This is a genomic window from Polaribacter sp. ALD11, assembly GCF_002831685.1.
In the GTDB taxonomy this organism is placed as follows: Bacteria; Bacteroidota; Bacteroidia; order Flavobacteriales; family Flavobacteriaceae; genus Polaribacter.
Map to the genome: position 1 here is coordinate 2,846,120 of NZ_CP025119.1, position 14,228 is coordinate 2,860,347.

General features: G+C 30.8%; 12 protein-coding genes. 10 read left to right on the top strand and 2 right to left on the bottom strand.

The annotated features are described in order from the left end of the window. Positions 1-74: 74 nt before the first annotated feature. Complete coding sequence (gene fbp, locus CW731_RS12520; protein WP_100947042.1) at positions 75-1,085, bottom strand: class 1 fructose-bisphosphatase; 1,011 nt, start codon at positions 1,083-1,085, stop codon at positions 75-77. A gap of 200 nt (positions 1,086-1,285) precedes the next feature. On the opposite strand from fbp, the gene CW731_RS12525 reads away from it, so the two are divergent. From CW731_RS12525 to dnaG, 8 genes are all read left to right on the top strand, one after another. Then, a complete protein-coding gene (locus CW731_RS12525; RefSeq protein ID WP_100947043.1) occupies positions 1,286-1,765 on the top strand; it encodes a GNAT family N-acetyltransferase in 480 nt (159 codons plus the stop codon). Positions 1,766-1,867: 102 nt separating this feature from the next. Further along, entirely contained in the window at positions 1,868-3,121 is a 1,254-nt protein-coding gene (locus CW731_RS12530; protein ID WP_100947044.1) for an aspartate kinase, read from the top strand. Between the two features lie 207 nt (positions 3,122-3,328). Continuing rightward, positions 3,329-5,137 carry a lysophospholipid acyltransferase family protein gene (locus tag CW731_RS12535; protein WP_100947045.1) on the top strand — a complete coding sequence of 603 codons (1,809 nt, stop codon included), beginning with the start codon at positions 3,329-3,331 and terminating at the stop codon, positions 5,135-5,137. Positions 5,138-5,481: 344 nt separating this feature from the next. Then, positions 5,482-5,838, top strand: a complete 357-nt coding sequence (locus tag CW731_RS12540) for a phage holin family protein (RefSeq protein WP_100947046.1) — start codon at positions 5,482-5,484, stop codon at positions 5,836-5,838. Between the two features lie 218 nt (positions 5,839-6,056). Then, a complete protein-coding gene (locus CW731_RS12545; protein WP_100947047.1) occupies positions 6,057-7,379 on the top strand; it encodes a trigger factor in 1,323 nt (440 codons plus the stop codon). Positions 7,380-7,545: 166 nt separating this feature from the next. Next, positions 7,546-8,208 carry an ATP-dependent Clp endopeptidase proteolytic subunit ClpP gene (gene clpP / locus CW731_RS12550; protein ID WP_100947048.1) on the top strand — a complete coding sequence of 221 codons (663 nt, stop codon included), beginning with the start codon at positions 7,546-7,548 and terminating at the stop codon, positions 8,206-8,208. Positions 8,209-8,299: 91 nt separating this feature from the next. Then, on the top strand, positions 8,300-9,541 hold the full coding sequence (clpX, locus tag CW731_RS12555; protein ID WP_100947049.1) for an ATP-dependent Clp protease ATP-binding subunit ClpX: 1,242 nt from the start codon (positions 8,300-8,302) through the stop codon (positions 9,539-9,541). Positions 9,542-9,688: 147 nt separating this feature from the next. Further along, positions 9,689-11,692 (top strand): DNA primase, encoded by a 2,004-nt coding sequence (gene dnaG, locus CW731_RS12560; protein WP_100947050.1) that lies wholly within the window; start codon positions 9,689-9,691, stop codon positions 11,690-11,692. 292 nt (positions 11,693-11,984) lie between these two features. Here the strand turns inward: dnaG and nadE are convergent, their stop codons facing one another. After that, a complete protein-coding gene (gene nadE / locus CW731_RS12565) occupies positions 11,985-12,773 on the bottom strand; it encodes an NAD(+) synthase (RefSeq protein WP_100947706.1) in 789 nt (262 codons plus the stop codon). A gap of 59 nt (positions 12,774-12,832) precedes the next feature. Between nadE and gldB the strand changes: the two genes are divergently transcribed. Beyond that, on the top strand, positions 12,833-13,792 hold the full coding sequence (gldB, locus tag CW731_RS12570; protein WP_100947051.1) for a gliding motility lipoprotein GldB: 960 nt from the start codon (positions 12,833-12,835) through the stop codon (positions 13,790-13,792). Then, on the top strand, positions 13,792-14,127 hold the full coding sequence (gldC, locus tag CW731_RS12575) for a gliding motility protein GldC (protein WP_100947052.1): 336 nt from the start codon (positions 13,792-13,794) through the stop codon (positions 14,125-14,127). Before gldB ends, gldC begins: the two co-directional genes overlap by 1 nt. The last annotated feature ends 101 nt before the right edge of the window (positions 14,128-14,228 follow it).

Genomic DNA, 14,228 nt, shown 5'->3' on the forward strand with positions numbered 1-14,228 from the left:
TGTAAATTTACTTAATATGTTACAATTTCCCAAAATATTAAGCCCTTGTTAACTTATAACAGTATAAATAAGATTTATTCACCAAACTTTTGCATAAATTCTTCTACTTTATTTACCATATTTTTGCTTCCACAGATAAAAGGAACTCTTTGGTGAAGTTCTGTAGGTTCAACATCCATTGTTCTTGTATAACCATCAGAAGATTTACCATTTGCTTGTTCTGCAATAAAAGCCATTGGGTTACATTCGTACAATAAACGTAATTTTCCATTCGGGTTTCTAGATCCTTTTGGGTACATATAGACACCACCTTTAATCATATTTCTATGAAAATCTGAAACTAAAGAACCAATATACCTACTGGTGTAAGGTCTTTCTCCTTCCTCTTCTTGACAGTATTTTATATATTTTTTGATTCCTAAAGGGAAGTCTAAATAATTTCCTTCATTTACAGAATAAATATTTCCATCTTCAGGAAAAGTCATGTTTGGGTGTGATAAATAAAAGGTACCAATTGCTGGGTTTAATGTAAAACCGTTTACACCATCTCCAGTTGTATATACCAACATTGTAGAGGTTCCGTATACTACATAACCAGCAGCAACCTGTTTGTTTCCTTTTTGTAAAAAATCTTCTAATTTAACAGGAGTTCCTGCCGGTGTAACGCGTCTAAATATAGAAAATATAGTTCCTACAGATACATTAACATCAATATTAGAAGAGCCGTCTAAAGGGTCAATTAAAACTACATATTTATTCTGGTTATTTTCATCTTGACTATTAATTGCCACAAAATCATCCTCTTCTTCACTTGCAATACCACAGACTATATTTCTTTTTGTAAGTGTTTGTATAAACTTTTCATTAGCATAAACATCTAACTTCTGTTGGTCTTCACCTTGTATGTTTGTGTCTCCGGCAGCACCAGTAATATCTACTAAACCAGCTTTGTTTACTTCATGATTTACTACTTTTGCAGCTAATCTTATAGAATTAATTAATCTAGAAAGTTCTCCAGAAGTGTATTTAAATGAGTCTTGATTTTCGATAATAAACTCACCTAAAGTTTGATTTTTTTTTGCCATTTTTAAGAATTTGTTCAACGTTACAAAGATGCTATTTTTTTTTAACTAAATCGTTTTCGCTACATAGGTTTTTCCTCCTAAAAAAAGAAAAAGTTAGCTGTAAGCTATGAATTTTGAACAAATTAAAAAGAAATGTTCAAAAACACTAAATATTTTTAACTGATTTCAAAAAAACTATCTTTGATTAAAATTAAAATAATATGGACTTTAAAGTAAGATTAGGGCAAGAAAAAGACATGCAAGCTGTTTTTAATTTAATTACTGAATTGGCCGTTTTTGAAAAAGAACCAGAAGCTGTAGAAATTACAGTAGCAGATTTGGTTAGAGATGGTTTTTCCGAAGCTCCAAAGTTTAAAGTATTTGTTGCAGAACAAGAAAACAATATCATAGGAATCGCTTTGTTTTACGAACGTTTTTCTACATGGAAAGGGCGTAGTATACATTTAGAAGATTTAATGGTTACAAAAAGTAAGCAAAAAATTGGAGCAGGAAAAGCATTGTATTCCGCAGTTTTAAAATATGCTTATGACAATAACTTTAACAGAGTTGCTTGGGAAGTAATTGATTGGAACACCAATGCAATTGAGTTTTACAAAAGTACAGGCGCAACTTATTTAAATAATTGGTCTGTGGTGCAAATGAATAAAGAAAATTTAGTAAAATTTATTCAAAATAATTAAGTAAATATATCATTTTGAATGATTTTGATACATGAAAAATGTATTTAAAATTTATCTATAAATGATGATTTAACTAACAATTTTCTTAAATTATAATTAAAAATGAAGATTTTTAAATTTGGTGGAGCGTCTACAAAAGATGCAGCAAGTGTAAAAAACGTAATTAGTATTTTACAAAATGAAGGTACAGATAATACAGTGGTTGTAATTTCTGCTATGGGAAAAATTACAAATGCTTTTGAAGAGGTTATCGATGCTTATTACAATAAAACAGAAAAGTTATCAGAAAAATTAGGAGTTATTGAAAACTATCATAAAAACATAATGGATGGCTTATTTGATAAAAATGATGAGATTTATAAGGAAATTAATATTCTCTTAGGAGAGTTAAGCTGGTTCTTAGCAAGAAATACTTCGCAAAGATATAACTATGTTTACGATCAAATTATCTGTTTTGGCGAACTTTTGTCAACCAAAATTGTAAGTGCATATCTAACCAAAGTAGGAATTGAAAATAATTGGTTTGATGTAAGAAACTATATAAAAACCGATAGTAATTATAGAGATGCAAAAGTAGACTGGGACTTGACACAAGATATTATTAGCAATAAATTAGACGCTTCTAAACTAAATATTACGCAAGGTTTTATTGCTGCAAATGACACTGAGAACACCACCACCTTAGGTAGAGAAGGTTCAGATTATACGGCTGGTATTTTTGCTTACTGTTTAGATGCGGAAAGTGTAACTATTTGGAAAGATGTTCCTGGGGTTTTAAATGCAGATCCAAGAGTTTTTGAAGAAACTACTCTGTTAGAGCAAATTTCTTATGAAGAAGCAATTGAAATGGCTTTTTACGGAGCTTCTGTAATTCATCCTAAAACATTACAGCCATTAGAACGAAAAGGAATTCCGTTACTTGTGCGTTCTTTTATCAACCCAAAAGAAACAGGTACAAGAGTTACTCAGGGTACAAGATTAGTGCCTTATATTCCTTGTTTTATTGTAAAGAAAGACCAGGTTTTAGTTTCTATTTCTGCGTTAGATTTCTCTTTTATGGTAGAAAATAACATTAGCTATATTTTTCAGAAATTACACGATTATCAATTAAAAGTAAATTTAATTCAGAATTCTGCTATCAGTTTTTCTGTTTGTATTGATAATAAATTTAACACCTTTGATGCCTTTTATGAAGAGTTGAAAAAGGAATTTAAGATAGAAGTTCAGAAAGGGGTTGATTTGTTTACCGTGCGCCATTTTGATGATAAAGCTATTGACAGTATAGAAGAAAAAGGAAAATCATTATTAACACAGGTAAATAAGGAGACGATTCAGATAGTGCTAGCAACAATATAGATAGAAAAGTTAGTACGTTGTTTTATAGGATTTATTGTATTATTTATATTCGGTTTATGCGGTTAAGTAGCAAAGTAATTTTATAAATAGAAAGATATTTCAGTTTTCTAAATTCCACAAAATTCATGCCTATAGGGTGTTTTGGCAATAAATTAATAAATTAATATTTCTTTTTAGTATATTTGCAATTACGTCTAATCGTAAATTATGGCATTAGTAACATCTAAGGAAATTGCACAAGTAATTGGTTTACAGAAATTTGGGTTTTTAGGAACTTTTGTCGGTTGGATTCTTTTAAGGATACTTCGCATATCATCTATCAATAAAATTTATGAAAACAACAAAAACAAATCTGATTTAGATTTTTTAAACGGAATCTTAGATGATTGTAAGATAAAATTCGAAATACCTGAAGATGATTTAAAAAGGATTCCTAAAGAAGGACCATTTATTACAGTTTCAAATCACCCTTTGGGCGGAATTGATGGCGTTTTATTGTTAAAGTTGTTAATTGAAAAAAGAGCAGATTATAAAATAATTGCTAATTTTTTACTGCACAGAATAGCGCCTTTAAAGCCTTATGTAATGCCGGTAAATCCTTTTGAAACAAGAAAAGATGCAAAATCTAGTGTTGCAGGTATTAAGAGTGCATTGATGCATTTAAGGGAAGGGAAACCGATGGGTATTTTCCCAGCCGGAGAAGTTTCTACTTATAAAGACGGAAAGTTAAATGTAGATAAACCTTGGGAAGAAGGCGCAGTAAGGTTTATTAAAAAAGCAAATGTACCTGTAATTCCTATTTATTTTCACGCAAAAAATAGTAGGTTATTTTATATTTTATCTAAGTTTTCCGATACTTTAAGAACTGCAAAACTACCATCTGAGGTGATGTATCAAGGAGGTAGAGTTATTAAAGTAAGAATAGGAAAACCTATTTCAGTAAAAGATCAAAATGAATTTAAAGATATTGCTGCTTTCTCAGAATTTATTAGAAAGAAAACGTACATGTTGGCGAATCCTTTTGAGAAAGCCCATAAATTAATTTCTAGGGGAAATATTAAGATTAAAAAAACTGCTAGAAAAATAACACTTCAAAGAAATTCAGAATTCTTTGTAAAAGAGATAAATGCATTAAGAGACAAAGATAGCAGACTGTTAGAAAGTAAGAATTATGAAGTCTTTTTTGCTAGAGCTAAAGACATTCCTAATTTATTACATGAAATAGGTAGATTGCGTGAAATTACTTTTAGAGCTGTTGGTGAAGGTACCAATAAAGAAATAGATTTAGATAAGTTCGATAAATATTACCACCATTTATTACTGTGGGATTCTGTAGAAGGTAAATTGGCAGGTGCTTATAGAATGGGACTTGGAAGAGAGATTTATAAAAAACACGGAATCAATGGTTTTTATGTACAAACCTTGTTTAGAATTGAGCCCGAATTGCATCAAATGATGGAAAATACAATAGAAATGGGTAGAGCTTTTATTATTGGTGAATACCAGCAGAAACCAATGCCTCTATTTTTATTATGGAAAGGAATTGTACATGTAACATTGCGTTATCCTGAATATAAATATTTAATGGGTGGTGTTTCAATTAGTAATCAATTTTCAGATTTCTCGAAATCTTTGATGATTGAGTTTATGAAATCACATTATTACGATCCGTATATTGCACAATATATTCGTCCTAAGAAAGAATTTAAAGTGAAGCTAAAAGATGGTGATAAAGATTTTGTATTTGATGCAACCAAAGCAGATATGCAAAAATTCGATAAAATTATCGATGAAATTGAACCAGGAGCATTAAGAATACCTGTGTTAATTAAAAAGTATGTGAAGCAGAATGCACGTTTGGTAGCATTTAATGTAGATCCTAAATTTAACAATGCAGTAGACGGTTTAATGTATATTAAGGTAGCAGACATACCAGAAAGTACAGTAAAACCTGTGATGGAAGAATTTCAAGCAGAGTTAGAGCGTAAGGCTACGGAGCTTCAGAAAGACAAATAATTTTGTTTTTATTTGGGCGTTACCCGAAAAGGGTCGGGCTTTACGTTGCAAGTCCTCGTTCGTTCCTCTCTGTGGGCTTTTCTCTACAATCCCTAACGCAGGCTAGTCTATAGAGGTAAGTTTTTTTTAATTATTTCTTTTCTTGTTAATATTATTTGTTAACGTTCGTTTTAACTAGTGGTATTCTGGGGGTAAAAACTTTAATGGTACTTGTTGCAAAGGGTTACTTGTAGTTATTTTTTGACTTAATTAGCCATAATTTACTCATAAACCTGACAAAAAAGCAGTCTTTTTTCATTTGGTATAGTTTTCGCTTTTAGAGTAAGAGTACTAAAACAAAACACATGAAAACATTTTTAAAAATTTTGTTAACAGCACTTGCAGTAATTGTGTTGGCTAATATTTTACCAGGTGTAGCAGTTTCTGGTTATGTTTCTGCAATTATAGTTGCAGCAGTAATTGCATTGCTAAACATGATTGTAAGACCTTTGTTAATCTTCTTTACATTGCCAGCAACAATCGTCACTTTTGGTCTATTTATCTTTGTAATAAATGCAATTATAATCATTTTGGCAGACAAATTAGTAACTGGTTTTACGGTTTCAGGCTTTTGGACAGCTTTATTTTTTAGTATTTTACTATCTATATTTAGATCTGCATTGTTTTCGTTACTAAAGGAAGATAAGAGAATTAATAACTAATTTTTTATTGGAGGTTTTGCTGAGAACTCTTCAGAATATTTCCGAAGAAAAAAAAGAATAATACTATAATTAAACTAATGATAATCAGTGTAATTAGAATTTATAATATTTAGCATTTTAGATATTTCTATGTGAAATAGAACAGATTAAACACTTGTTAGCTAATTATTTTTTAATTAATTTTGCACTCGATTTTTTTAAGATAAAAGAACAAAGAAATGAATATTACAAGAGAAAATAGAGATGCGTTAAACGCAGTTGTAAAAGTTGATATTGTTGCAGATGACTATCAAGCAAAAGTTTCAGCACTGTTAGAAGATCACCGTAAAAAAGCAAATGTTCCTGGTTTTAGAAAAGGACAAGTGCCAATGGGAATGATTAAAAAGCAGTATGGTAAATCTTTAATGATAGATGAGGTTAACAAGGTTTTACAAGCATCTTTAAATACATATTTACAAGAAGAAAAGTTAGAGCTTTTAGGTAATCCGTTACCTAGAGTTAAAGAAGATTTTAACTGGGATGCAGAAACGCTTTCTTTTGAGTTTGAATTAGGTTTAGCGCCACAATTTGATGTAGATTTAAAATCTAAAAAGAAAGTAACAGAATACAATATTATTGCTACAGAAGAATTACTAGACGAAGAAATGAAGAATATTCAAATTCGTTATGGTAAGGTTTCTCCTCTAGAAGAAGCTACTGCAGACTCTAACATAACGGGTGCTTTTGTAAATGAGGAAAAAGAAATCAATAAAAAAGGGACTTTCTTAGTAAGTGATTTGCAAGGTAAAAAGAACGAAAAGAAGTTTATTGGAGCTAAAATTGGTGATGTAATTGAGTTAGAGACTAAGAAATTATTTGAAAACGATCATAAATTACAACAAATTTTAGAAGTTTCTCATGATGAAATTCACGATTTAGACATTCCTGTTACTTTAACAATAGAAGAGGTTACAAAGACCGAACCAGCAGATTTAGATAAAGAGTTGTTCGATAAATTATTCCCTGATGGAAGTGTTTCTAATGCAGAAGAATTAAGAGCAAAAATTAAAGAAGACGCAGAAAAGCAATTCAAGCAACAAGGAGATCAACAATTATTAAATGCAATTACAGAGCACTTAGTTGAAACAACAAAGTTTGATTTGCCGTCAGAATTTTTACAAAAATGGTTGCAAAATGCTGGTGAGAAACCATTAACGGCTGAAGAAGCTAAAGCTGAATTTGATAAATCTGAAACAGGTTTACGTTACCAATTAATCGAAGGAAAGATTATGAAGGATAATGATATTAAATTAGAGTATACAGAATTGGTAGAATATGCAAAAGGATTTATCCGTACGCAGATGGCTCAGTTTGGTAACATGAATCCAGAAGAAAAAGAATTGGACGAAATTGCTGGTAGAATTTTACAAAATCAAGAAGAAGCTCAGAAATTACAATCTCAATTAATTAGTCAGAAATTATTGGCTTTTTACAAAGAAAACATGAGTTTTAAAACAAAAGAACTTTCTTACGAAGCGTTTACAAAAGAAGTTTATAAGTAGTCTTAGGCTATTTTTAGAATCTCACTAGGTTGTTTTTAACTACGTGTAGATATATAAAAATAAAAACCTGAATTGTTAGATTCAGGTTTTTTTACCGACAAACTGAAACAAAATAGTAAGAAATAGTTCTTATATTTACAAAACAAATATTAAAAGAAGCAGAATAATGGATTACGGAAAAGAGTTCGAGAAATACGCAACAAAACATCACGGAATTAGTAGTACCAATTATACAAAAATAACAAGTAGTTTAACGCCATACATTATGGAAGAACGTCAAATGAACATCACTCAAATGGATGTTTTTTCACGTTTAATGATGGACAGAATTATTTTCTTAGGAACAGGAATTAACGATCAAGTAGCTAATATTATTCAGGCGCAATTATTGTTCTTAGAAAGTGTAGATGCAAATAAAGATATTTCAATTTATATAAACTCTCCTGGAGGAGGCGTATATGCAGGTTTAGGTATTTATGATACAATGCAATTTATAAAACCAGATGTTGCAACAATTTGTACAGGAATGGCAGCTTCTATGGGTGCTGTCTTAATGTGTGCAGGAGAAAAAGGAAAACGTTCTGCGTTACCACACTCTAGAATTATGATTCACCAACCTTTAGGTGGGGCGCAAGGGCAAGCTTCTGATATTGAAATTACTGCGAGAGAAATTATAAAGTTAAAAGATGAATTGTATGAAATTATCTCAAACCATTCTGGTCAAACTTTAGAAAAAGTACACAATGATTCTGATAGAGATTATTGGATGAGAGCAGATGAAGCAAAAGTATACGGAATGATTGATGAAGTCTTAGAGAGAAAGAAATAAATAGTTTGCAATAAGCAATAAGCGATCTGTAGTACGCCCTTAAAAGTGCTGCTGTCTAACGCTTAAAGCCTAAGGCCTAAAGCAAGGAATAATGTCGAAAGAAGAAAATTTAGAATGTTCGTTTTGCGGACGAAAAAAAGCAGAAACCGACTTGCTAATTGCAGGTATGGATGCTCATATTTGTGATAAATGTATAGAACAAGCACATGGTATTGTAGAGGAAGAAGTTTCTGAAACAAAAACGAATGGTTTGTCTAAAGACTTAACACTTAGAAAGCCGATACAAATTAAAGAGTTCTTAGATCAATATATTATTGGTCAAGATGAAACAAAGCGTTCTATGTCTGTTGCTGTTTATAATCATTATAAGAGATTATTGCAGACAAAAGATAGTGAAGATGATGATGTTGAGATCGAAAAATCTAACATTGTTTTAGTAGGTGAAACCGGAACAGGAAAAACCTTAGTAGCAAAAACAATTGCAAGAATGCTAAACGTACCCTTTGCTATTGTAGACGCAACTGTATTAACACAAGCAGGATATGTTGGTGAAGATGTAGAAAGTATTTTAAGTAAATTGTTGCAAGCTGCAGACTATGATGTAGAAAAGGCGCAAAGGGGTATTATTTTTATTGATGAAATTGATAAAATTGCCAGAAAAGGAGACAACCCATCTATAACAAGAGATGTTTCTGGTGAAGGTGTTCAGCAAGCATTATTAAAATTACTAGAAGGAACCGTTGTAAATGTTGCACCTAAAGGTGGAAGAAAGCATCCTGAACAGAAATTTATAGAGGTAGACACCAAAGAGATTTTATTTATTGCGGGTGGAGCATTTTCTGGAATTGAAAGATTTATTAGCAAGCGTTTAAACATGCAAGCGGTAGGTTTTACAGCATCTTTAGATGATGATAAAGTAGATGAAGAGAACTTGTTAAAATACATTATCCCTTCAGATTTAAAAGCATTTGGTTTAATTCCTGAAATTATTGGACGTTTACCTGTTTTAAGCTACATGAATCCTCTAGATGCTATTACATTAAGAGCCATTTTAACAGAACCTAAAAATGCTATTATAAAACAATATTCTAAGTTGTTTACAATGGATGAAGTTGATTTTACAATAGAAGAAGGAGCGTTAAATTATATTGTAGAAAAAGCGGTTGAATATAAACTAGGTGCAAGAGGTTTGCGTTCTTTATGTGAAGCAATTTTTACAGATGCCATGTTTGAGCTACCTAGTTCAGATGAAAAAATATTTAATGTTACCAAAGAATATGCAGAAGCAAAATTAACGAACACTGCATTGAAGAAATTAAAAGCAGCTTCGTAATTTTATAAAATGTTACATCGAGCAAGTCGAGATGAAAAATAAAACCTCACTATTATAATGTAGTGAGGTTTTTTTTATTTTATCAAAATGAAAAATATTAGAAACATCTAATTCTTATATTTGTATTCCTTTTTAATACGCCACTAAATGATATCAAGAAGTACCATAGACCGAGTTTTTGAGACCGCAAGAGTAGAAGAGGTTATTGGAGAGTTTGTTCAACTAAAAAAAGCAGGAAGTAATTTCAAAGGGTTAAGTCCGTTTGTAGATGAAAAATCACCTTCATTTGTAGTATCTCCAGTAAAACAAATTTGGAAAGATTTTTCTACAGGAAAAGGAGGGAATGCGATTTCATTTCTAATGGAACATGAGCATTACACATATCCTGAAGCTATTAAATGGTTAGCGAAAAGGTACAATATAGAAATAGAAGAGACAGAGCAATCTAGCGAGGAAAAAGCGCAAATGAATGAAAGGGAAAGCATGTTTATGGTTTCTACATTTGCTAAAGATTATTTTCATGATATAATGCTAAATTCTAACAAAGGAAAAGCAATCGGACTTTCTTACTTTAAAGAACGTGGTTTTACAGATGAAACTATAAAAACCTTTGAGTTAGGCTATTGTTTAGATGAATGGGATGCTTTTACAAATGCCGCTTTAGCTAAAGGATATGATTTAAAATATTTAGCTTCAACCGGAGTAACAATCGTAAAAGAGAACAGACAATTCGACCGTTTTAAAGGGCGTGTTATGTTTCCAATTCACTCTATGTCTGGTAGAATTTTAGGTTTTGGAGGTAGAATTTTAACTGCAGATAAAAAAGCAGCGAAATATTTAAACTCTCCAGAAAGCGATATTTATCATAAAAGTAAAATTTTATATGGTCTTTTTCAAGCGAAGAAAGATATAGCAAAACAAGACAATTGTTATTTGGTAGAAGGCTATACAGACGTAATTTCCTTCCATCAATCTGGGGTAGAAAATGTAGTTGCTTCCTCAGGAACGGCATTGTCGTCAGATCAAATTAGATTGGTTAATAGACTTACTAAAAATATTACGGTACTTTTTGACGGTGATGCTGCAGGAATGAGAGCTTCTATTCGTGGAATTGACATCATTCTAGAGCAAGGAATGAATGTAAAAGTGGTTCAATTTCCTGATGGAGAAGACCCAGACAGTTTTGCAAAATCACATTCAAATGCAGAGCTAAAAACTTATTTAGAAGATGCTGCACAAGATTTTATCAACTTTAAAGTTTCTCTTTTATTAAAAGATTCAAATAATGATCCTATAAAAAAAGCGGGTGTAATTAGAGATATTGTGGTAAGTATTTCTAAAATTCCTGATGGCATTCAGCGTGAAGTGTATGTGCAAGAATGTGCAAGAATTATGGAAGTTTCTGAACGTGTTTTGTTTAGTGAATTGGCACAAATTATAAAAAAAGGAGAGCAAGAAAAAAGCAAAGCAAGTAGACAACAAAGTAGATCGCAACAAGACCCTAATGAACCACCACCAGAATATTTTATGGAGCAAGAGCAAGCTAAAATGGGATTGGTAAAAGGTGGTACTTCAACAGAAAAAATAGATCAACTTTCTATTTTAGAAAAAGAAATTATTAGAATTTTATTATTATTTGGTAATGAAGTCGCCGAATTTATCGAAGAAATTGAAAATGAAGATGAACAAGGAAAAGTAACCACAACTTCAAGAAAATATAATAATAATGTTTCTGCAGAGATTTATGTGCATTTGCAAGATGATGAAACAGAATTTACAAATATTATTTTTCAAGAGATTTATACAGAGATAATCCATCAATTAAATCAATTTGAAAAATTAGAAATAGATACTTTAGTAAATCATAAAAATTCTGATATTTCATCGACAGTTACTTCTATTTTAATGGATGAAGAAAAGCATCAATTAAGCGATTGGGAGGGGCAAAATATTGAGGTAAAAACGGCTTTAGAGATCTTACCCAAGTTAGTAAGCGATGCTGTTTTTAATTTGAGAAGGGTTTTAATAGGAAAGAAAATTGAAGAGTTGGTAAAAGAAGCTAGTGCAGAAATTGCAATAGATTTAGAAACAATAAAAAGCTATACAGGTCTAAGAATCAGTCTTTTTGAGAAATTAAATAGAGTTGTATAAGGTTATTAAATTGTAAAATAAGGTGTTTTCCCCTAGGTAGTATTCATTTATAAGAATAGTTTTTTTGTATATTGCACTTGCTAAAGAAAAATACTCGATTATGAAAAGAATTTTACAACTATTAAAAATTGTTCAGTTATTTGTTTTTTTACCTTTTGAAATTTCTAAAGGCTCGAAAAAAAGAGCTTATATGAGAATCAAAAAAATGATGATTTCAGCTAATATCTTATAGAGTTTTAGAGTAAAACATAAAAAAAATCCCGTAAAATAATTTTACGGGATTTTTGTCTTTTTATTTTAATTCTTCTGGAATTTCACACAAAGGTATTGGTACCATTTTATGTTGGTTAATTCTATTTAGTCTTTCGTATATTTTAAAAACCTCTTGGTCTCTTCCTGAAAAATTGTTTTCAGTTTTTCCTTTATCTTGTTGTTTCATAGCCCATTCTAACTCGTCGTAAGAAGCGCCAATTTGATCTTCATCTGTTCTACTGTCTCCAAATAAGCCATCTGTGGGTTGTGCTTTTTGTATTGAATTGGGAACTTTTAAATAGGCTGCTAATTCATAGACTTCAGATTTCATTAAATCTGCAATCGGACTTAAATCTACACCACCGTCACCATATTTTGTGTAGAACCCTACTCCAAAATCTTCAACTTTATTACCTGTTCCCGCAACTAAATAGCTATGTAAGCCAGCAAAGTAGTATAAAGTTGTCATACGTAATCTAGCTCTTGTGTTTGCTAAAGATAAATCTACCTTTGCAGAAGATTCTGTTTGTGGAACTACGTTTTTAAAATCTTCAAAAGTAGAGGTTAAGTCTACTCTTACTTCAGAAACATTGCTAAACGCCTCTTTTAATTGTTTAATATGCTCTTCTGCTCTAGTGACCTGACTTTCTGCTTGATGAATTGGCATTTCTACACATAATGTAGGGAAACCTGTTTTTGCGCAAAGTGTAGAGGTAAGTGCAGAATCTATTCCGCCAGAAACACCAACAACAAAACCTTTTACCTTTGCGTTTTCAGCATATTCCTTTAACCAAGAAATAATATGAGTTGCTACTTTTTCTGTATTCATTAGAGAAACTATTTTAGTATTTTTATCGTTTGTAATTCTAACAGCAATATACAAAGTTTATGAGATTTTTTCTAGTGATTTTAGCGGTTTTATTCAGTTTTTTTGCGTGCAATACTAATAATATAAATAAAATAGATGTTTCTAAGGTTGATGTAAATTTTGAAGTAAAAAGATTTGATGTAGATTTTTATACTTCAGAAAGACAGGATTTAGACAAATTGAAAACAAAATATCCTTATTTTTTTCCAAAAGGAATAACAGATAGTATTTCATTTTCTAAAATGAATAATAAAGACGAGCAGGAATTGTTTATCGAAACTCAAAATATTTATAAAGACATTTCTCCTTTAGAAGAAGAGTTGAGATCACTTTTTAAACATGTTAAATATTACAATCCTAATTTTTTAGCACCAGATGTAATTACCATGTTAACGAATATAGATTATGACAGTAGAGTAATTTACGCAGATAGTTTATTAATAGTTTCTTTAGATGTTTATTTAGGTAAGAATCATGATTTTTATGCAGATTACCCAAAGTATATCAAAGAAAATAACACCAAAGAACATCTTATTGTGTCTGTAGGAGAAGCAATCATAGAAAAACAGATTCAGAACTCTAAAGAGAGAAGTTTTGTTGGTAAAATGATACATGAAGGAAAAAAAATGTACGTATTAGATAGATATTTGCCTAACGTTTCTAATAAAGAAAAAATTGGTTATGAGGAAGATAAACTCAATTGGGTACTTTCAAATGAAGCACAAATTTGGAGTTACTTTATAGAGAAAAAAATACTTTTTAGTACAGATATTAAACTAAACAAACGTTTTCTAGAAACAGCGCCATTTTCTAAGTTCTATATGGAGCATGACAATTTATCTCCAGGTAAAGTTGGTGTTTGGGTAGGTTGGCAAATTGTACGTTCTTATATGAATCATAATGATGTATCTTTGCAAGAATTATTAAAAATTAACGAATTAGATTTATTTAAAAAATCGAAGTATAAGCCCAAAAAATAATGTCAGTAAAACATAACTCAGAAATTAATTTTAGAATAGGTTTAGATGAAAACAAAGTTCCTGAAGAAATTTCTTGGACAGCGAAAGATGGTGGTATAGATGATGAAGAATCTAAAGCCATTATGATTTCTGTTTGGGATCATAAAAAGAAAGATACCTTACGCATGGATCTTTGGACAAAAGATATGCCTGTAGATGAAATGAAGCAGTTTTATCATCAAACATTAGTATCTATGGCAGATACTTTTGAACGTGCAACAGACGATCAGAAGATGGGCGCTACAATGCGCGATTTTTGTGAGTATTTTGCAGAAAAGTTAGAATTGAAAAAATAAGATACTTCTTGAAAATAGATAAGAGCGATACCTAAAAGTGTCGCTCTTTTTTTATGTAGTTATTTTTTAAACCAAAAAGAGAGCATATTATTAATATGCTC